Annotated in this window: 17 protein-coding genes; 8 read left to right on the top strand and 9 right to left on the bottom strand. The window is 64.7% G+C overall.

The features are described from left to right. Positions 1-5: 5 nt before the first annotated feature. The 4 genes from JWV26_RS12625 to JWV26_RS12610 all read right to left on the bottom strand — a co-directional run bounded on the left by JWV26_RS12625 (position 6) and on the right by JWV26_RS12610 (position 4,250). Complete coding sequence (locus JWV26_RS12625; RefSeq protein WP_074913590.1) at positions 6-1,289, bottom strand: NTP/NDP exchange transporter; 1,284 nt, start codon at positions 1,287-1,289, stop codon at positions 6-8. Position 1,290: 1 nt separating this feature from the next. Continuing rightward, the gene (locus JWV26_RS12620) at positions 1,291-2,211 is read right to left on the bottom strand and encodes an aldo/keto reductase (RefSeq protein ID WP_072423475.1); all 921 of its coding nucleotides are present in this window, start codon (positions 2,209-2,211) and stop codon (positions 1,291-1,293) included. Between the two features lie 238 nt (positions 2,212-2,449). Then, positions 2,450-2,617, bottom strand: a complete 168-nt coding sequence (locus JWV26_RS12615) for a hypothetical protein (RefSeq protein ID WP_206416991.1) — start codon at positions 2,615-2,617, stop codon at positions 2,450-2,452. Positions 2,618-2,762: 145 nt separating this feature from the next. Next, entirely contained in the window at positions 2,763-4,250 is a 1,488-nt protein-coding gene (locus tag JWV26_RS12610) for a flavin-containing monooxygenase (protein ID WP_206416990.1), read from the bottom strand. Between the two features lie 157 nt (positions 4,251-4,407). Here JWV26_RS12610 and JWV26_RS12605 point away from each other — a divergent pair, with 157 nt between their 5' ends. From JWV26_RS12605 to JWV26_RS12590, 4 genes are read left to right on the top strand one after another with little or no spacing between them, the layout of a single operon-like run. Then, a complete protein-coding gene (locus tag JWV26_RS12605; protein WP_206416989.1) occupies positions 4,408-5,547 on the top strand; it encodes an MlaE family ABC transporter permease in 1,140 nt (379 codons plus the stop codon). Beyond that, the gene (locus JWV26_RS12600) at positions 5,544-6,329 is read left to right on the top strand and encodes an ABC transporter ATP-binding protein (protein WP_074913586.1); all 786 of its coding nucleotides are present in this window, start codon (positions 5,544-5,546) and stop codon (positions 6,327-6,329) included. Before JWV26_RS12605 ends, JWV26_RS12600 begins: the two co-directional genes overlap by 4 nt. Next, entirely contained in the window at positions 6,330-7,247 is a 918-nt protein-coding gene (locus JWV26_RS12595; protein WP_074913585.1) for an MlaD family protein, read from the top strand. Further along, complete coding sequence (locus JWV26_RS12590) at positions 7,244-7,843, top strand: ABC-type transport auxiliary lipoprotein family protein (RefSeq protein ID WP_074913584.1); 600 nt, start codon at positions 7,244-7,246, stop codon at positions 7,841-7,843. The genes JWV26_RS12595 and JWV26_RS12590 overlap by 4 nt, the downstream gene beginning before the upstream one ends. A 141-nt stretch (positions 7,844-7,984) precedes the next feature. Here the strand turns inward: JWV26_RS12590 and JWV26_RS12585 are convergent, their stop codons facing one another. The 3 genes from JWV26_RS12585 to hslO form a co-directional block, all read right to left on the bottom strand. After that, positions 7,985-9,913: a RecQ family ATP-dependent DNA helicase gene (locus JWV26_RS12585; protein ID WP_206416988.1), complete on the bottom strand. Its 1,929-nt coding sequence runs from the start codon at positions 9,911-9,913 to the stop codon at positions 7,985-7,987. 286 nt (positions 9,914-10,199) lie between these two features. Then, the gene (locus tag JWV26_RS12580; RefSeq protein ID WP_072423482.1) at positions 10,200-11,741 is read right to left on the bottom strand and encodes a phosphoenolpyruvate carboxykinase; all 1,542 of its coding nucleotides are present in this window, start codon (positions 11,739-11,741) and stop codon (positions 10,200-10,202) included. A gap of 157 nt (positions 11,742-11,898) precedes the next feature. Continuing rightward, positions 11,899-12,786 (bottom strand): Hsp33 family molecular chaperone HslO, encoded by an 888-nt coding sequence (gene hslO / locus JWV26_RS12575; protein ID WP_072423483.1) that lies wholly within the window; start codon positions 12,784-12,786, stop codon positions 11,899-11,901. Between the two features lie 215 nt (positions 12,787-13,001). Here hslO and JWV26_RS12570 point away from each other — a divergent pair, with 215 nt between their 5' ends. After that, positions 13,002-13,796, top strand: coding sequence for a phosphatase PAP2 family protein (locus tag JWV26_RS12570; RefSeq protein ID WP_206416987.1), 795 nt, complete (start codon positions 13,002-13,004; stop codon positions 13,794-13,796). Between the two features lie 62 nt (positions 13,797-13,858). On the opposite strand, the gene JWV26_RS12565 is transcribed toward JWV26_RS12570, so the two are convergent. Then, on the bottom strand, positions 13,859-14,287 hold the full coding sequence (locus tag JWV26_RS12565; protein ID WP_206416986.1) for an RNA-binding S4 domain-containing protein: 429 nt from the start codon (positions 14,285-14,287) through the stop codon (positions 13,859-13,861). A gap of 113 nt (positions 14,288-14,400) precedes the next feature. On the opposite strand from JWV26_RS12565, the gene rimB reads away from it, so the two are divergent. Genes rimB through JWV26_RS12550 form a run of 3 tightly spaced genes read left to right on the top strand, consistent with a single transcriptional unit; the run spans position 14,401 to position 16,666 of the window. Next, positions 14,401-14,871, top strand: a complete 471-nt coding sequence (gene rimB, locus JWV26_RS12560; protein WP_017678396.1) for a retropepsin-like aspartic endopeptidase RimB — start codon at positions 14,401-14,403, stop codon at positions 14,869-14,871. Next, positions 14,868-15,773 (top strand): 30S ribosomal protein S6--L-glutamate ligase, encoded by a 906-nt coding sequence (gene rimK, locus JWV26_RS12555; protein ID WP_072423486.1) that lies wholly within the window; start codon positions 14,868-14,870, stop codon positions 15,771-15,773. Before rimB ends, rimK begins: the two co-directional genes overlap by 4 nt. Beyond that, complete coding sequence (locus tag JWV26_RS12550; protein ID WP_206416985.1) at positions 15,770-16,666, top strand: S66 peptidase family protein; 897 nt, start codon at positions 15,770-15,772, stop codon at positions 16,664-16,666. The genes rimK and JWV26_RS12550 overlap by 4 nt, the downstream gene beginning before the upstream one ends. Before the next feature lie 6 nt (positions 16,667-16,672). On the opposite strand, the gene JWV26_RS12545 is transcribed toward JWV26_RS12550, so the two are convergent. Beyond that, positions 16,673-20,497 (bottom strand): bifunctional diguanylate cyclase/phosphodiesterase, encoded by a 3,825-nt coding sequence (locus JWV26_RS12545; protein WP_241201217.1) that lies wholly within the window; start codon positions 20,495-20,497, stop codon positions 16,673-16,675. Between the last annotated feature and the right edge of the window lie 24 nt (positions 20,498-20,521).

Here is a 20,521-nt window from a genome sequence, read left to right as displayed (position 1 = left end):
ACAGCCTACCTCTCGACTTGCCTATCGGCGCGGCCACCCAGGTACCAGCCGAGCACACCCCACAACGCGGCGCACAGCGCACCGACCATGGCTACAAGCCAGGCCCCGTGGCCGAGCATGTCCAGACCCGCCTTGGCCCAGCCACTGAGGGCATCGCCGCCGCGATAGACCACGGTGTCGATGAAGTTCTTCACCTTGTACTTGCTCTCGGCATCCAGCGGCGCGAAGAGCATTTCCCGCCCCGGCCGTACGAAGGCGTATTCACCGATGCGCCGCACGATCATCAGCCCCGCCAGCATGGCGAAAGTCGGCGCCAGCGCCAGGCCAATAAAGCCCAGGCAGACCAGCGCCGGCACCAGCGACAGCAGCACGCGCACGCCGAGCTTCTGCGCCACCCTGCCGGTGATGAATACCTGAGTTGCCAGGGCACCGGCCTGCACGACGAAATCGATCACGCCGAACACCCGCACCTGCGCGGCGCGATCCGGGAACAGTTCGGCCACCAGGCGCGCCTGCTCGAAGTAGAGGAAAGTGCTGACCGAGGTCAGCAGCAGGATGAACGCGCCGATACCCAGCAGGTAACGCGAACCGAGCATACGCGTCAGCCCGCTGAACGGATTGCCCGGCACCGGCCTGCGTGGGCTCTCGCTGGGTACCGCCCCAGATCGTCCGGCGCCCTGCCGCTCGCGCCAATCCATCAGGTAGCGCTTGAGCGCCATGGCCGCGCCGAGCAGCACCGCGGCCATCAGCATCAGCCCGGACTCGCCGATAGCGCCGATCAACAAGGCGCTCAGCAGCGGCCCGCACAGCCCGCCAACACTGGCGCCCGCGGCGATGAAGGCGAACAGCCGGCGCGCCTGGGCGCCGTCGAACACATCGGCCATCAGGCTCCAGGCCACCGAGACGACGAACAGGTTGTAGACCGAGATCCATACGTAGAACACCCGCGCCAGCCACACGCTGTCGTGATCGACACGAAACAGCAGGACGAAGACCAGCAGGTTGAGGCAGAAAAAGCCGTATACCCAGTCGATGAAGTGAATACGCGGGACTTTCGAATTGAGCCAGGCGAACAGCGGGACTGCCAGCAGCATGACGACGAAGGTGGCGGTGAACAGCCACTGCAGGTTGTTCACCCCGCCGGTGATACCCATCGCCTCGCGAATGGGCCGCAGCATGAAGTAGCCGGCGAACAGGCAGAAGAACAGGGCGAAGCCAGCCAGAACGGCCGCCAACTCTTCTCCTTCGGCATTGATCGCCCGCGCCAGGCGCCGGGTGAGCGCCTGCATCTCAGGCGAACAACTCGATGATGCGCTGGCGCTGCGCCGCGTCAGGCAGGCGGCCCTGCCCGGCGAGGATGTTGTCGGCCATGTAACGCGGGTTCGAGGTGGCCGGAATCACCGCCGTTACCGCCGGATTGGCGAGGATGAACTTGAGCATCAGTTGCGCCCAGGAGGTGACGTCCAACTCCACCGCAGCCCAGTCGGGAAGGCTTTTCCCCTTGACTCGGTCGAACAGCGCCGCGCGCTGGAAGGGCCGGTTGATCAGCACCGCGATGCCCTTGTCGGCGCAATAAGGCAACAGCTCACGCTCGGCGTTGCGCTCACCGATGGAGTAGTTGAACTGGACAAAATCCACCGGTTCCTGGCGCAGCACCTCGAGCAAGCGCTCATGAGCGGAATCCAGGTAGTGAGTCACACCGATGTAGCGTACCCGGCCCTGCTCTTTCAGCTCGCGCAGCAGCGCAAGTTGAGTGCTGGTGTCCTGCAGGTTGTGCACCTGCATCAGGTCGATGGTGTCGGTCTTGAGCGCGGCGAAACTGGCCTCGACCTGACGCTCACCTGCTGCGCGCCCGGAGGAGGACACCTTGCTGGCCAGGAACAGTTTCTTGCGCATGTCGTCTTCTGCGGCCAATGCACCACACACGGCCTCTGCTCGTCCGTAGCTGGGCGCGGTATCCACCAGACTGGCGCCACCATTGACCAGCGCCTGCAGCACCTCGCGCAAGGGTTGTAACGCCTCGTCGGTCATCGCCACATCGTGAGTACGCGAGGTCCCCAGGCCGATCACCGGCAGCAGTTCACCAGTGCTGGGAATCGCCCGACTCAGCAAAGTGCCGGAAGCGAAGACGGATGACGGCAACCAGGGCATCAGGGCGGCTAACGCCACCAGGCTGGCGCTGCCGTGCAGGAATCGACGACGACTGGGCATGGCGTGGCTCCTCTAATCAGTGACCGGTTGGTTATAGGCACTGACCACGCTCAGACCAAGACGTTACATCCGTTGCCGATCAGGTATCGGGCAAAGAAAGCATGCCGGTGAAATGCCTGCAGCCCGGCTATGACGGGAGAAAGAGGGGAAATACGGCAGGCTACGGACGCAATATCCGGTAACCAAAAACGCCGCTGCGCCAGGCGGGATAACGGCGCAGCGGTCGGGAAAAGAGTTGTCAGGCCGCGCGCGTGGCGGACTCGCTGATCAGCATGCCGTGTGACACCAGATAGCAGCGGCTGCCGCTACGTAGCGTCATGGGGCTGCGACTGGCGATCACCCAGCCTTTGCTCAATAACTGCTCGATGTGCGCCCGCAGTGCGGGTAGATGGCGCTGTTCCTTCATGGCCGACTCCTCATGTGATAGGTGACGCTGCACCCACTGGCTCATCCGTGACACAGATCGCAAAATGGTAGTGGCGCAATGCCAGGAAATAAAGCGGCGCGATTGTGCAATTTCTTGTAGGACATTCGCTATAGCTCACGCCGAATCAGGGCTGCGCCAATACGCCTTGCTGCTCGCCCTGAGGGGCGGAAAACACCAGATAGTCGTCTTCGAGTTTGCCGTAACGCAGCAGCGCCAGGTCGAGCAGATAGTTCTGATGCAGCTTCCAGGGCACCCGGTCACCTTGCGCCGGTAGCAGGTGCGAAGCCCGCTCGATATAGCCTGACTGCAGATCGAGAAACGGCTCCGGCCGCACTCGACCATCAGTGTCGCGCGGGGTCACCTGACGCCGGCCGATAGCGTCCATGTGGCGGATCAGGCGGCAGAAGTACTCGCTGGAGAGATCGGCCTTGAGCGTCCAGCAGGCATTGGTGTAGCCCATCACCACCGCCAGGTTGGGCAGGTCACGCAACATGATGCCGCGGTAACCCATGCTCGTCGGTGCCTCGAAGGACGTGCCATCGACGCTCACGTCGATACCGCCGAACAACTGCAGTTGCAGACCGGTGGCGCTGACGATCACGTCGGCAGCCAGCTCCTCGCCGCTTTTCAGGCGGATGCCGTGCGCGGTGAAACGCTCGATCTCGGCCGTCACCACCTGCGCCTTGCCCTGGCGCAGCACGCGGAACAGGTCGCCGTCGGGCACCGCACAGACGCGCTGGTCCCAGGGTTTGTAGCGGGGGCTGAAATGGCGCAGATCGACCCGCTCACCCAGTTGGCGCCGTACCAGACCCAGCAAAACCCGCCGCACCAGGTTGGGAAAACGCTTGGCCAGCTTGTAGAAGACCAGTTGCAGGGTCACGTTGCGCCCGCGCGCCAGGCGGTACACCCACTTCTCCGGCAACACTCGCCGCAGCGCGTTGGACAGCGCATCGCGCTGCGGCAGGTTGATCACGTAGCTGGGCGAACGCTGCAGCATGGTGACCTGCGCCGCGCGCTCGGCCAGTGCCGGCACCAGGGTCACCGCTGTGGCGCCGCTACCGATCACCAGGATGCGTTTGCCGCTGTAGTCGAAGCCCTCGGGCCAAAGTTGCGGATGGATGAAGGTGCCACGGAAGTCGTCGAGCCCGGCGAACTCGGGGGTGTAACCGGCCTCGTAGCGGTAGTAACCGGTGCACATCATCAGAAACTGGCAGCTCAGGCGCAGCGGCTCGGCCTCGTCACCGCGCTGCACCAGCAACTGCCAGGTGGCGCTGGCACTGCACCAATCCGCCTTGAGCACCTTGTGCCGATAACGAATCAGCCCATCGACGCCATACTCACGTGCTGTTTCCTCGATGTAGCGGCGGATCGACGGACCGTCGGCAATGGCCTGTGCATCGCTCCAGGGTTTGAAGTTGTAGCCGAGGGTGTACATGTCCGAGTCGGAGCGGATGCCCGGGTAACGAAACAGGTCCCAGGTGCCACCCATGGCCTCACGCCCTTCGAGAATGGCGAAACGTTTGCCGGGGCAAAGGCGCTTGAGATGGCAGGCGGCACCGACACCAGACAGGCCGGCACCGATGATCAGGACATCCAGATGTTCCACGGACATGGCGCACGCTCACGAAACTCGGGCAATGAGCATCACCTTAGCCCATGCGCTCGTCATCCGAACGTTGGTGTGACCGAGCGGCTCATGCGCCGTGCCGCCGATACAGCCTGAACCGCGCGACTGGCCTGGCAGACCCTCGCAGCGCTAAGCTGTCGCCATGACCACGCCATACCTGACCCCGCTCCAGACCAGCAGCACGGACGCCGCCAGCGGCCTGCGCATCGGTGGCGACTGGACGCTGGCCCATTACAGCCGACTCGAACCTCAGGTCCTGGCCCTGCGTGAACGCCTGCACGGCCGGGAAAACATCGACCTCGACGAACTGGCCGCACTGGATACCGCCGGCGCTGCGCTGCTGGTGGAACTGCTGGGCTGCGAGCGCCTGCGCCAACTGGCGCAACAGGACAGCCTGAGCACCGAGCGCCGCGCCCTTCTGCTGGCGGTGGCAGACGCCATGGCAGGCAGTCAGCAGGTGCCAGAACACGCCACACCTTCGGCACTGCGCGAAGTGCTCGGACATATCGGCGAGGCGGTGGAAACCACCTGGTGCCATGGCCGGGAACTGCTCGGTTTCATGGGCCTGACCCTCAGCGGCATGCTGACGATCCTGCTGCGCCCGGCGCGCTGGCGCCTGACCTCGCTGGCGGCCCATCTGGAACAGTGCGGCCTCAACGCCGTGCCCATCGTCGCCCTGCTGACCTTTCTGGTGGGTGCCGTGGTGGCGTTTCTCGGCGCCACCATCCTCGCCGACTTCGGTGCCACCATCTACACGGTGAACCTGGTGGCGTTCTCATTCCTGCGCGAGTTCGGTGTGCTGCTCACCGCGATTCTCATGGCCGGGCGCACCGCCAGCGCCTTCACCGCACAGATCGGCTCGATGAAGGCCAACGAGGAGATCGACGCCATCCGCACCTTGGGCCTGAGCCCCGTCGAGCTGCTGGTGCTGCCGCGGGTGTTCGCCATGCTCATCGCCCTGCCGATCCTGACCTTCATCGCCATGCTCAGCGGTATGTTCGGCGGCGCGCTGGTCTGTGCACTGAGCCTGGACATCTCGCCGACCATGTACCTGTCGATCCTGCAGGACAGCGACCTGCTGCAGCACTTCCTCGTTGGCCTGCTCAAGGCACCGATCTTCGCTTTCCTGATCGCCCTGATCGGCTGCCTGGAAGGCTTCAAGGTCAGCGGCAGCGCACAATCGGTGGGCGAGCACACCACCTCGGCGGTGGTGCAGTCGATCTTCGTGGTGATCCTGCTCGACGCCCTGGCGGCGCTATTTCTGATGGAGATGGGTTGGTGAGCCAGGAGACCATCATCGAGGTACGCGACCTGTGCAACCAGTTCGGCACACAGGTGGTGCATCAGCATCTGGACTTCGACCTCTATCGCGGCGAGATACTCGGCGTGGTCGGCGGCTCGGGCACCGGCAAGTCGGTGCTGCTGCGCAGCATCGTCGGCCTGCGCCAGCCCAATGCCGGCACCGTACGGGTGTTCGGCGAAGAACTGCTGAGCCTGTCAGCCGAGCGGCGCTCGCAACTGGAGCGGCGTTTCGGCGTGCTCTACCAGCGCGGCGCGCTGTTCTCCTCGCTGACCGTCAGCGAGAACATCGCCCTGCCGCTGATCGAACACGCCGGTCTGTCACGCGCGGCAGCCGAACGCCTGGCCAGGGTCAAGATCGCCCTGGCCGGCCTGCCGCAGGATGCCGCCGACAAATACCCCAGCTCGCTGTCCGGCGGCATGGTCAAGCGCGCCGCCCTGGCCCGCGCCCTGGCACTGGACCCGGACATCCTGTTTCTCGACGAACCCACCGCCGGCCTCGACCCGATTGGCGCGGCGGCATTCGACCAGTTGATCCGCACGCTCAGCGACAGCCTGGGTCTGAGCGTATTTCTGGTCACTCACGATCTGGACACGCTCTACAGCATCTGCGACCGGGTCGCGGTGCTGGCACAGAAGAAGGTGCTGGTGGCCGACCGCCTGGACGTGGTGGCCGCCACCGACGACGCCTGGATTCAGCAATATTTTCACGGCCCGCGCGGACGCGCGGCTGCACAGGCCGCTACCGCGGCAGGGAGTCAATGAATGGAACCCAGAGCCCATCACGTGCTGATCGGCCTGTTCACCGTGCTCACGGTGGGCGCCGCGCTGCTGTTCGCCCTGTGGCTAAACAAGGCCGGGGCCGATCGCGCCTTCACCGATTACGAGGTGATCTTCAACGAGGCGGTCAGTGGCCTGTCGCAGGGCAGCGCCGTGCAGTACAGCGGGATCAAGGTCGGTGACGTGATCAGCCTCGGCCTCGACCCGGACGACCCGCGCACGGTGCGCGCGCGCATCCGCATCGTCGGCCATACACCGATCAAGCAGGACACCCGCGCGCGCCTGTCGATCACCGGCATCACCGGCCTGGCAGTGATCCAGCTGTACAGCGGCAGCCCGGAAAGCCCGCCACTGGAAGGCAAGGATGGCGAGCCAGGCATCATCATCGCCGACCGTTCGCCACTGTCCCGGCTGATGGCCAATGGTGAGGACCTGGTGGTCAATATCACCCGCCTGCTGACCCGTGCCAACCGCCTGCTCTCACGCGAGAACGCCGAGCGCGTCTCGCGCACCCTGGAGAATCTGGAGCAGGCCACCGCCGGCCTGGCCGACCAACGCGGCGAGCTGAGCGAAGCCCTGCAACAGGCCGGCGCCGCCACCCGCGAGGCGGCCGAACTGATGCGCACCGCCAACCGCCTGCTCGACGGCCAGGGCAGTCAGGCGCTGGACAATGCCGAGCGTCTGATGGCCTCGCTGGAACGCAGCAGCCGCAGCATCGAGCAGTTGCTGGAAAGTAATCGCAGTGCGCTGGACAGCGGCATGCAGGGCCTCGGCGAGCTGGGCCCGGCGATTGGCGAACTGCGCGACACCCTCGGCGCCCTGCGCAGCTTCTCCCGCCGCCTGGAGCAGGATCCCACCGGCTACCTGCTGCGCAACGACAGCATCAAGGAGTTCCAACCATGAAGCGTCTGTCCCTGCTGCTGGCCGCTGGCCTGCTCAGCGCCTGCTCGATCCTGCCGCAGAGCGAACCATTGGATATCTACCTGCTGCCAGGCGCCGCGATGCCGGCGCAAACTCAGCGCGTCGACTGGTCGTTACGTGTCAACAGCCCGGTCAGCAACCAGCTGCTCGACGGCACGCGCATCGTCGTGCTGCCTGAGCCCGGTCGGGTCAATACCTACCAGGGCGTACGCTGGAGCGAACGCACGCCGCAACTGCTGCGTGGCCGCCTGCTGGACGCCTTTCACGACGACGGTCGAGTTCAGGCATTGAGCAACGAAGAGCAGCGCCTGCAAGCCGACCTGGAGCTGGTCAGCGACCTGCGCAGCTTCCACAGCCAGTATCGCGACGGCCGCCCCGAGGCGCTGATCCAGCTCGACGTGCGCCTGGTCGATGCCCGCGATCAACGCATCCTCGCCAGCCGCCGCTTCAGCGTCAGCCAGCCGGCAGGTGATACGTCGGTCCCCGCGGTGGTAGCCGCCTTCGGCCAGGCGGGGGATCGCCTGGCTCAGGAGTTGGTGAACTGGACGCTGGCCGAAGGGCAACGCGCTACCCCGTAGGGTGTGGCGGGCCGCCTGGGCTGTACGCACCAGACACTTCACAGGTGATCATCGGTGCGCGCGGCGCACCCTACACAACTGACGAGAACCGTGCGCACCAATGCCTTGCGCGCAATCTCTGGTGCGCACGCCTAGGCCCCCCTACGCAAACGAGGCCGCCAACCAACCGCGCACCTCGGCGTAGGGGTACTCCTCCAGTGCAGCGAAACCGGCCAGCTGGCGCGCCTTGAGCTTGGTCAACAGTGGCGTGGTCACGCCACAGAGAAAGCGCGTCAGGCACTCATGGCTCGGCCTGTCGCCGGCGTGCTGCAGGTGCTTTTCGACGAAGGCCGCGCACAGCGCCTGCGCATCACGAGCGCTCAACGGCGGCTGCTCTGGCGGTTGCGGCAGGGTAGCGACGCGGCCCTGGCACACAGAACAATGCCCACAACGCTCGGGCGCCTGCGCATCGCCGAAGTACAGCGCCAGGCGCCGGCTCAGGCATTCACGGCTCTCGAACAGGGCGAGCATGGCCTGGATGCGGGCAATCTCACTGGCCTCGTGGGTGCGAAAGTGGGCGTGCAAATCATTGGCCAGCGCCGCCACATCGAAGTCGCCATCGAGCACGGCATAGACCTCGGTCATCTGCTTGCTTTCCAGCTCCAGCCAGCCCTTCTCCTGGAAGTAGTCCAGTGCCTTGACCACCCGCGCGCGTTCGGCGCCGTACTGCTGATACAGGGCATCGAAGTCCAGCGTCGACCAGGTGCGTGCGCGCTTCGAGCAGGCGAGGATGACCTCGACGAACTGGCGGCGCTCGCCCTCGAACTGCGCCAGCAGCGCCTCATCCTCCAGCAGCAACTTGAAGCGATACTCGGCGAAGTAGGCATAGCGCGGCGCGATGATGCCGCGCAGCTCCAGCTGCACCAGCAGGGTCTTGAGCGGCAGCGCACGGATATTGCTCAGCTCCGACAACTGGCCAAGCATCAGCTCCCACTGCCCGCCCGTGCCGACTGCGCGCAGGTCGTCGAGCACGGCACGAATGCCGGCGAGCTCCGGCGTATCGCCGTAGACGAAGTTCTCCAGCACGCTGAGACCGTCGCGGCTGGCCAGCACCAGGCAGTCCGAGGCCTGGCCATCGCGTCCGGCGCGGCCGATTTCCTGGCTGTAGTTCTCCACCGACTTGGGCAAGTCGAAGTGCACCACGTTGCGGATGTCGCGCTTGTCGATGCCCATGCCGAAGGCGATGGTGGCGACGATGCATTCCAGTTCGCCTGCCATGAAACGGCGCTGGATCGACTCACGTACGTCATGGGCCATGCCAGCGTGGTAGGCGCTGACCGCCAGACCGTCACGCGCCAGGCGTTCGGCGACCTGCTCGGCAGTTTTCTGCTGGGTGACGTAGACGATGCTCGCCTGGCCGCGCCGCGGCGCCAGCCATTGCTGCAGACGTTGCGCCTTGGCGGAGCCTGCCACTGGCTCCACCAGCAGGTTGAGATTGGGCCGGTAGAAGCCGGTGGTGACCACGTCCGCTTCAAGGATGGCGAATTTCTCGCGCATGTCGGCGATCACCTTGGGCGTGGCCGTGGCGGTGAGCAGCAGCACCTGCTTGATGCCGAACTGGCGTTGATAGTCGGGCAGCTTGAGGTAGTCAGGGCGGAAATTGTGGCCCCACTCGGAAATGCAGTGCGCCTCGTCGACCACCAACAGTGAGATCGGTACCTGAGCGATGAAATTACGGAAGCGCTCGTTCTTCAGGCGCTCCACCGAGATCATCAGAATCTTCAGTTCGCCGCTGCGTGCGCGGTTCATCACCTCGGCGGCATGCTCGCGGCTCTGCGCCGAATCGATGCTGGCCGCCGCGATGCCATGGGCATGCAGGAAGGCCAACTGATCCTGCATCAGCGCCAGTAGCGGCGAAATCACCAGGGTCAAGTGTGGCAGATGCAAGGCCGGCAACTGGTAGCACAGCGACTTGCCCGAACCGGTAGGAAAGATCGCCGCCGCCGAGCGACCGGCGAGTACGGCGCTGAGCACCGCTTCCTGACCGGGACGCAGCTGATCGAAACCGAAGACACGTTTGAGGGTAGACATGCGCTGTCACTCCATTGACCGCTGAATGGTCCCTGACCATAACGCGGTTAGGTAGGGTGCGTCATGCGCAGCGACGTATTGCAGTGCGTAGGGCGGGCTCAGGAGCGCCAGCGAACAGCCCGCCGTATGCCAGGCTCGGCCTCGCAACCTGCGCCTGGCGCAGCAATGGCGTACTGCCTTCGGCGAGTACGCCCTACTCCGCTGTGTGCACCCGTCTACGCTGTACGCAGCCCCCAACAACGACAAAGCCGCCCGAAGGCGGCTTTGTCAGAAAACGCAGGTCAGCTTAGAGCTGCGGGCCGGCGTTCTTGATCGCTTCGCTGACATCGAACTTCTGGAAGTTGTCGATGAACAGCTTGGCCAGGCCCTTGGCGGCTTCGTCATAGGCATTCTTGTCTGCCCAGGTGTTGCGCGGGTTGAGCAGATTGGTTTCGACGCCCGGAACCGACTTCGGCACATCCAGGTTGATGATCGGCAGGTGCTCGGTCTCGGCACCGATCAGCGCACCGCTCTGGATGGCCGCGATCACACCACGGGTGGTGGGGATGTTGAAACGCTTGCCGACGCCATAGCCACCGCCGGTCCAGCCGGTGTTGACCAGGTAGACCTTGGAGCCGAAGGCGTTGATGCGCTTGATCAGCAGCTCGGCGTATACGCCAGCCGGACGCGGGAAGAACGGTGCGCCGAAGCAGGTGGAGAAGGTCGACTTGATGCCGCCGCCCGACCCCATTTCCGTGGAACCGACCAGCGCGGTGTAGCCGGACAGGAAGTGATAAGCCGCCTGCTCGTTGTTGAGGATCGACACCGGCGGCAGTACACCGGTCAGGTCGCAGGTCAGGAAGATCACGGCATTCGGCTCGCCGCCCAGATTCTTCTCGCTGCGCTTCTCGACGTACTCCAGCGGGTAGGCCGCACGGCTGTTCTGGGTCAGGCTGTCGTCGGCGTAATCCGGGGTGCGGCTGTCGTCGAGCACGACGTTTTCCAGTACGGTGCCGAACTGGATGGCCTTCCAGATCACCGGCTCGTTCTTCTCGGACAGGTCGATGCACTTGGCGTAGCAACCGCCTTCGACGTTGAACACCACGCCCTCGCCCCAACCGTGCTCGTCGTCACCGATCAGGTAACGCGACTCGTCGGCGGACAGGGTGGTCTTGCCGGTGCCGGACAGACCGAAGAACAGGGTGACGTCGCCTTCTTCGCCGATGTTGGCGGCACAGTGCATCGGCAGCACGTCTTTTTCCGGCAGCAGGAAGTTCTGCACGGAGAACATGGCTTTCTTCATTTCACCGGCGTAACGCATGCCGGCGATCAAGACTTTCTTGGCGGCGAAGTTGATGATCACGCAGCCATCGGAGTTGGTGCCGTCACGCTCCGGCACGCACTCGAAGTTGGCAACGTTGAGGATCTGCCACTCGGCCTTGCCGGCCGGGTTGTAGGCGCTCGGGTTGATGAACAGCTGACGGCCGAACAGGTTCTGCCAGGCGGTCGCGGTGGTCATCTTGACCGGCAGGTAGTGCTCTTCGGCAGAACCTACGTGAACGTGGGAGACGAAGTGCTCCTGGGCGTTGTTGAACGCCGCGACGCGATCCCACAGGGCGTCGAACTTGTCGGCCGGGAACGGACGGTTGATGGCGCCCCAGGCGATCTGCGCCTCGGTGCTCGGCTCCTGAACGATAAAGCGGTCTGCCGGCGAGCGGCCAGTGCGATGACCAGTACGTACGACCAGCGCGCCGTTGGCGGCCAGTTCCCCTTCACCACGGCGAATGGCTTCTTCGACCAGTTGCGCGGCGCTGATGTCGGTGTACACGGCGTTGTTGGCTTGCGTCATGAGGGTCCCCGTCGGCCGCTGGCCGAGTCTTCCGAACGTTGTGTAGTACAGGGGCAACTGCACTACACGGTAAAAAAGTCGCGGGAGTATGCCAGAAAAGCGAACTGCTTGGCAGCCTCCGATCTGATAGAGAACGGCTATCGTTCAGAAAAGTTCATCAATGTCGTGTATGCGACGGCGCCTCGCTGCCAGCGCCGGCGAACAGCTGGGCGACATCGGCAGCATCGAAAGCATAACGCTCGTTGCAGAACTGGCAATCGATCACCACGCTGCCACCCTGCTCGGCCAGCAGCAGTTCGGCATCGGCCTGGCCGAGACTGGCCAGGGCGCTGGCAGAACGCTCACGCGAGCAGCTGCAGCGGAACTGCAGTGGCTGCTCGTCGAACAGACGCACGTTCTCTTCATGGTAGAGGCGATGCAGCAGTGTCGGATTGTCCAGACCGAGCAGCTCTTCGGCGCTCAGGGTGTCGGCCAGGGTCAGCACATGGTTCCAGCTTTCCTGGCGCGCCTCGGGCTCGATCTGGTGGTGCGGCGGCAACTGTTGCAGCAGCAGACCGCGAGCACGCTGGCCGTCGGCCTTGAGCCAGAAGCGGGTCGGCAGTTGCTCGGAGCTGGCGAAATAGTTGGACAGGCACTCGGCCAGGTCGACACCTTCAAGGTCGACGATGCCCTGGTAGCGCTGGCCACGGGTCGGATCGATGGTGATGGCCAGCACGCCATTGGGCATCAGGCTTTGCAGGTCGGCATCGGCGCCGATCTGCTCGGCTTCGTAGCGGGCTATACCACGCAGCTCACGGGCGCTGGAGCATTCCACCATCAGCAGCGACAGCGGGCCTTCCGAACGCGCCTGCAGCACCAGCAGACCCTCGAACTTTAGGGTACCGACCAGCAGTGCGGCGGCGGCCATCATCTCGCCGAGCAGTTGCGCCACTGGCTGCGGGTAGGCGTGCTTGGCCAGCACATGAGCGTAACTTTCGCGTAACGCGACCATTTCGCCCCGCACGTCGGTGTCGTCGAAGAGAAAGCGTTGACTGAAGTCGTACATGGCGGCGGGCCCAGGGTCTGTAAAAGGCTGGCGATTTTATGCACAAACGCCATCACAACCAAGGCCCGACCGTCATATGCGTCTGCTCACACGGCAAGAACCAGCCCCTGAACTGTGGCTGAACGACCGTACTGCTGGCCTTGTACTGCCGCCAGCACTGCCTATTATCCGCGCGCCCGGGTAGGGCCTGTCATAAATCTGCAAAGGGACTTTTCATGTCGAGCACGTTCATCAATCGCCATTGGCAGCCACGCGCCATGCTGGTCTGCCATGTCGCGGCCATCGTGCTGCTCGCCAGTTGGCTGTGGCAGCCCACTCGCGAGTTGTGGGACGCCTTCGACCTGTGGCTGTTCAAGCTGCTCAACGATCCGGTACATGCGGGTGGTCTGTGGGCACACGTCTGGGCCATCGGCAGCCTGCGCCCAGTGGATGCGGGTGTCGGTGTGGTGATGCTGGCGGTGATGCTCAAAGCCGATCTGATTTTCACCGGTGCCCAGGTGCGTCGGGCCCTGTTCGCCTTTCTCGTTGCTCTGACGGTCATGCTGCTGATGCGCGTGCTGTTCGCCGATCTGGTCGAATACATGGGCTGGCAGCATGCCAGCCCGTCGCTGGTGGTAGAAGGCAGCGCACGTCTGACCGAGATGTTCCCGGCCTGGGAAGAGCGCTGGGACCTGAAGGACAGCGCCAGCCGCAGCTTCCCCGGTGACCATGCCTCGGTGCTACTGATCTGGGCCTACTTCATGACGTTCTTCGCCCGCAGCTGGCGCCTGCTGCTGGTCTGGGCGATTGCCGCGATCGGCATCCTGCCGCGCCTGGTGGCCGGTGCTCACTGGGGGGCGGATGCCTTCGTCGGCGGCGTATTCCTCAGCCTGCTGGCCCTGGCCTGGAGCTGCTACACCCCACTGGGTTATCGCGCCAGCGAATGGCTGGAGAAGATCACCCTGCCAATCACCTCGCGCCTGGCCAAGCTGCCGCTGCTGGGCCGCATGAGCATCGTCAGCGGGCGCTGAAGCGGGTAGTCCGGATTTCATCCGGGCTACCAACAACCCGACTCGCTCCTGCAGGCTTGCGCCTAATCCTCATCCGCCCAGGGGTGGCGCAGGCCACCTTCCTGCTGTTCGTTGAACTGATGAATCTGCCGGCGCTGCTTCTTGCTCGGCCGACCATCGGTCTGCATACCCACGGCGCCAGCCTTGCGCATCGCCGCAGCCTGCTCGCGGCGAGCGATACTTTCTTCCGTCTCGCGGTACAGCAGTTGCGCCTCGGGCGCGCCGCGGCGGAAACTGGATAGCGCCAGCACGACCACGGTGCGTTCATCGAAACCGGTGCGCAGCACGTATTCGTCGCCGATCTTCGGTTCCTTGCCCGGCTTGCAGCGCTCGCCACGATGATGGACCTTGCCACCTTCTATAGCGGCCTTGCACAGGGCGCGCGTCTTGAAGAAGCGTGCCGCCCACAGCCATTTGTCCAGGCGGATCTTGTCGTCGTCTTTTTCGCTCATCTCACTCTCTGAAGGGTTCAGGTATTCGCACGCACGGCAGATGCAGTTGTCACACGACACAACTAGAATGCGCGGAATCATAGGCTTTGTCGGCCGCAGGGGACACTCTCACCTTGAAGACTTTCGACCAGCTCAGCGTGATCGGCCTGCGTGAGTGGATCAATCTGCCAGAGCTCGGCATCATCGGCCTGCGTGCCAAGATCGACACCGGCGCCAGCACCTCGAGCCTGCACGCCAGCGATATCCAGCCGTTCCAGAAGGACGGCGAGGACTGGGTGCGTTTCACCGCCTACCTCGGCACCCAGGTGCAACGCCGTCATCGCTGCGAGGCGCAGATGGTCTCGGTCAAACGCATCAAGAGCTCCAACGGCCAGGCGCAGAGCCGCTACGTGATCCGCACGCACCTGGCCCTCGGCGATCGCCTGTGGCCGGTGGAGTTCACCCTGGCCTGTCGCAAGACCATGCGTTATCGCGTACTACTCGGCTCCAAGGCGCTGATCACCGGCCAACTGGTGGTCAATCCGGCACTCAGCTATGTGCAGGACAAACCCTCACTCTCCTCGTCCCTTCCAGGTGCCCAATGAAGATCGCCGTGCTGTCGCGCAACCCGCGTCTGTATTCCACTCGCCGCCTGGTGGAGGCCGGTCAGCAGCGGGGCCATGAGATGCAGGTGATCGACACCTTGCGCGCCTACATGAACATCGCCAGTCACAAACCGCAGATCCATTATCGCGGCCAGGCGCTGGAGGGCTTCGATGCGGTGATTCCGCGCATCGGCGCTTCGGTGACCTTCTATGGCTGCGCGGTGTTGCGCCAGTTCGAGATGATGGGCGTCTACCCGCTCAACGAGTCGGTGGCCATCAGCCGCTCGCGTGACAAGCTGCGCGCTCTGCAGCTCTTGTCGCGCAAAGGCATTGGCCTGCCGGTGACCGGCTTCGCCCACTCCCCGGACGACATTCCCGACCTGATCCAGATGGTTGGCGGTGCGCCGCTGGTGATCAAGGTGCTGGAAGGCACCCAGGGCATGGGCGTGGTACTGGCCGAAACGCACAAGGCGGCCGAATCGGTGATCGAGGCCTTCCTCGGCCTCAAGCAGGACATCATGGTCCAGGAATACATCCAGGAAGCCGGCGGCGCCGACATTCGCTGCTTCGTGGTCGGTGACAAGGTGATCGCGGCAATGAAGCGCCAGGCCAAGGCCGGCGAGTTCCGCTCCAATCTGCATCGCGGCGGCAGCGCCAGCCTGATCAAGATCACCCCGGAAGAGCGCATGACCGCTGTGCGCGCTGCCCGCGTGATGGGCCTGAACGTCGCCGGGGTGGACATCCTGCGCTCCAACCACGGCCCACTGGTGATGGAGGTGAACTCCTCGCCCGGCCTGGAAGGCATCGAGACCACCACCGGCAAGGACGTCGCCGGGATGATCATCCAGTACCTGGAAAAGAACGCCGAACCCGGCCAGACCCGCACCAAGGGCCGCGGATGAGCCCAGTGTTCGACGGTCGCCTGGCGCTGATCGCACCGGCCTCTGCCATCGCCGAAGACGTGCTCGAGGCAACGCTGGCGCAGCTCGACGTACTGGGCGTGCGCTACCACCTGGGCCGGCATGTACGCGCCCGCCATCGCTACCTGGCCGGCACGCCGGAGCAACGCCTGGCAGACCTGCACCAGGCCTTAACCCTGCCGGATATCAGCGCCGTCTGGTGTCTGCGTGGCGGCTATGGTTGCGCACAACTGGTGGCGGATATCGACTGGGCGCTGCTGCGCCAGGCCAGCCCGCGCCCGCTGATCGGCTTCTCCGATCTGTCGATTCTGCTCGAAGCCTTTGCGCAGCGGGGCCTGCCAGCCATTCATGGGCCGGTGGCCACCGCACTCGGCCATCAGATGCTATCGGCGCCCGCCGGCCAGCGCGAACGCCTGGCCTCGATGCAGGCGCTGTGGAACCTGCTCAAGGGCCAGCACCGGCAGTTGCCGCTAAGGCATATCAGCGGCCCGCTGCATGCCATCGAAGGCACCCTGCAGGGCGGCAATCTCACGGCATTGGCCAGCGTCTGCGGTACCGATGCTGGGCTGCGCCTGACAGAGGATTCGATCCTGATTCTGGAGGACGTCGGCGAGCCCTACTACCGCCTGGAGCGCAGTCTCTGGCAACTGCTGCACAGCTTCGCCGGCAAGCGCCCGCGTGCGGTGTGCCTGGGCAGTTTCACCGACTGCCCACGGCGCGGCGTGCACCACAGCCTGGAGCAGATCATCGGCGAATACCTGGCGCCGCTGGGCGTGCCGCTGTATGGCGACCTGCCGAGCGGGCATGGCGACAGCAACTATCCCTGGCCTTATGGCCAGCGGGCGCGCCTGGGCAGCGGCAGCCTGAGCTGGTAACCCGGCTCAGCGCTGACGAGCCTGTATCCAGGCAAGAAACTCCGCTTCGGTCATCGGCCGCCCGAACAGATAACCCTGGCCCAAGGCACAGCCCTGCTCACGCAGCAGTGCCAGCTGGCTGTCGTGTTCGATACCTTCGGCCACGCACTCCAGGCCCAGGTTGCGCGCGATCATCAGGATGGTCTGCACCAGCATGCGCCCACTCGCTTCGCCGTCGAGATCGGCGACGAAGCTGCGGTCGATCTTCAGCCGGTCCAGCGGCAGACGTTTGAGGTAAGTGAGCGACGAGTAGCCGGTACCGAAGTCGTCGATGGCGAAGCGCACGCCCTGCGCCTTGAGCTGCTGCATGTTGCCGATGCAGCGCTCGACATCTTCGAGCAGCACGCCCTCGGTGATTTCCAGCTCCAGGGACTGGGCCGGCACGGCGTGATCACGCAGGCACTGCTCGACACGCTCCACGCAGCCAGCCTGACGCAGTTCACGCGGGCTGAGATTGACCGCCAGCACCAGTTGCGGCCATTGCCCCTGCCATCGCGCCAGCGCCGCACAGGCCTGCTCCAGCACCCACTGGCCAATGTCCTGGATCAGCCCGGTTTCCTCGGCCAGTGGGATGAACTGGTCCGGACCGATCTCACCACGCTCGGGGTGCATCCAGCGCAGCAACACCTCGGCGCCCGCCACGCTGTTGTCAGCCAGCATCAGTTGCGGCTGGAACACCAGCTGCAGTTGCTGACGCGCGATGGCCTGACGCAGCTCGCTCTGCAACTGCAGCCGTTGGTCGATGGCAACCTGCATCTCCGGGGCGAAGAAATGTAGGGCGTTGCGCCCGGCATGCTTGGCCCGGTACATGGCGGTATCGGCCTGCTTGAGAATGTCCGAGGCCTGTTGCAGGCCCAACGGGTGCAGGGCGATGCCGATACTGGCACTGATCGCCAGCTCATGACCGTCGATCAGGCAACTGCCATGCAGGCCGCGCAGCAATTTCTCACCCACTGCTGCGGCCTGCTCGGCAACCGCTTGCGGCTCATGGCCCAGAGCTTCGAGCAGCACCACGAACTCGTCACCGCCGAGACGCGCCAGGGTGTCTTCAGTGCGCAGCTCACGAGCCAGGCGTGTGGTCACCTCGACCAGCAGGGCGTCGCCAACCAGATGGCCCAGGCTGTCGTTGACCGTCTTGAAATGATCCAGATCGATGAACAGCAGCGCGCCCAGGCTGCCCTCGCGATTCTCCCGGTCCATGGCGTGCTGCAGACGATCGAGCAACAGGCGGCGATTGGGCAGGCCGGTCAGTTCGTCGCTGTAGGCCAGGCGCTCGATCTCGCGCTGGTAGCGCTGACGTTCGGAGATATCGGTGACGCTGGCGCGAATCAGCAGACTCTCCCCCGGCATGCGCACCAGGCGCACCTCGCAGGGCAGCTGGCGACCTCCACTGTCGCGATGGTTCCATTCGAACACCGGCGCTTCACCGGCAATGGCGCGGCGCAGGAAGGCCTTGCCGGCGCGGGAGGACGAGCGACCATCGGCCTGGCGCAGCGGGCTGATGCTTTGAATCGAGCGACCGAGCAGCTCATCGCGGCGATAACGAAACAGACGCAGGGCGTTCTCATTGCACTCGACGATGCCGCCTTCGGGGTCGAACAGCAAGATCGCCTCGGGCGCGTGCTCGACCAGTGTTCGGTAGCGCGCCTCGGCCTCACGCCGCGCACTGATGTCCTCGACCAGCAGCAGGAACAGCGTCTGCCGGCCACCACCGCCGCGCACGGCGCGCAGGCTGACACGGGTGAAGACAACCAAGCCATCGGCACGCAGAAAGCGCTTGTCCATCTCGAAGCCATCGCTGCTACCCAGCAGCACCTGCTCCACATGGGCCTGCTCGATCGGCAGATCGTCCGGGTGCGACAGCTGCTGCCAACTGCAGGCGAGCAATGCGTCTCGACTGCGGCCGAGGATGCTGCACAGCTTCTGGTTGACCTCCTCCCAGCCAAAGCTCTGGGTGGTCAGTGCCATGCCGATCAGCGGCGCCTCGAAGAACAGGCGCAGCCGCTCGTCACGCTCGCGCAGTTGCGACTCGGTGCGTTTGCGCTCGCTGATGTCCTGCACCACGCCATAGATGCGCACCAGGCTACCGTCCTGATTGCGCTCGGCCATGCCACGCAGGCGCACCAGGCGTCCGCCCAGACGCGCGGCCAGGCGCACCTCGATATCCAGATCATCCATCCCGCTCAAGGCTGCCTGCAGGGTCTGCATGATCAGCGTCTGGCTCGGCGTGTCGAAGTAATGCAGCGCCTGCTCGAGATTCGGTGGCCCAAGATGAATGTCGCGTTCGACGATGCGGTAGCAGCCATCGCTCCAGAACATGCCGTAGTCGCTGATCTCCAGCACCCAGCCACCCAGGTTGGCGATGTCTTCGGTCTGGCTGAACAGATGGCTCTGACGCAGTAATTGCGCACGCTGCAGCTCGACCTTGGCCGCCAGCTCGACACGCTCGGTGACATCATGCTGCAGCCCGACAAAATGGCTGATGCCCTCCCCGTCGCGCATTGGCGCCAACACCACCTCGTTCCAGAACGGCCTACCGTCCTTGCGATAGTTGCGCACCACCGCGTGGCCGCTGCGCCCCTCTCGCAGGGCTCGGCGCAACGGCTGCAACTCAAGTTGGGCGAGATCCTGGCCGAGCAGGAAACGGCAGTTGCGCCCCAGCACCTCCTCGGCGCTGTAGCCGGTTATCTGGCTGAATGCGGCATTGCAGTACACCAATGGCGTATCGGCCTGGCGCGCATCGGCAATGGTCACGCCCAGCGGGCTGGCCTCCATCGCCAGGTTGGCACGGGCCAGTTGCTGCTGCATCTGCGCGCTGCGCGTCAGCGCCTGACGCAGATCGCTGAGCGCCCGGCCCACCAGCAAGGTGGCGCCCATCAGCAGCATGACGGCGAAGTGCAACTGGCTACGCTGCAGATCCAGCTCACCGAAACTCGGACTGCCGCGCAGCAGTGGTACCGGCAGGGTCGCGGCGTACACCAGCAGCACGCCATACAGAGCACCGGCAAAGGCGTGCCGCAGCGCCAGTACCAACATGCTCAGGCCAAGCAGCGGCAGGGCGAGCTGAGCCGGCAGGCTGGCGCTGAGCAGCATCAGCACTACAAATACGCCTGTCGCCAACAGCCAACCACCTGGCGAGCGACTGATGCTCAGCGTCGGCGCGCTATCTACCAGCGGCTCACGGGTCCAGCCGCGCGCCCGCAGCAGCGGAGTGCCGTACGCCAGCAAAGGCGCCGTCAGGGCGAGCATATTGATGGTGTCGCTCAACCAGATCGCCAGGCTGTCCTGCGCCCATTGCCCGCTTACCTGAAAACCGGTCAGCCAGAGGTTGCTCTGCAAGCCGAGCGACACCAAGGCGCTCGGCATCAACACAGCGAAGGCAAAAAATCTCAGCAGATCGCTCAAACGTCCCAGCGCAGGATCGAAAGGCTGACGCCGCAACAGCCACCAGCCCAGGGCAACGGCGGCGGTTTCCGGCAGGGCGTAGAGCGGCGCCCACGCCCAGGGCAGCCCCCAGAGCGGCACACTCACCAGGGCATTGAGATACAACGCAGGCAGCACCCGCGGTCCCCACCACAGGCACAGGGCAAGGCCGAGCACCAAGGGCAGGTAACACAACGCCACCCCGTCACTCAGACGGGTCGCCAGGGAAATCCAGGTTGCCAGATGGAAAATCGGCAGCGGCAGCCACCAGGTCCAGTTGGGCAAGCGGTCGGGGAAGGCGGCGGGCATGCAGGCCTCGAATTGATGCGCTGGCACAGCATAGCCCAGCGCCAGAGCGCTTGGCAGCATATTGCCAGCACCCAGACCGCCGCC

The sequence above is a fragment of the Ectopseudomonas toyotomiensis genome (assembly GCF_017167985.1).
Lineage (GTDB): Bacteria > Pseudomonadota > Gammaproteobacteria > Pseudomonadales > Pseudomonadaceae > Aquipseudomonas > Aquipseudomonas toyotomiensis.
The sequence above is the reverse complement of the archived record's forward strand: the minus strand, read 5'-3'. Positions and strand labels throughout refer to the sequence as shown.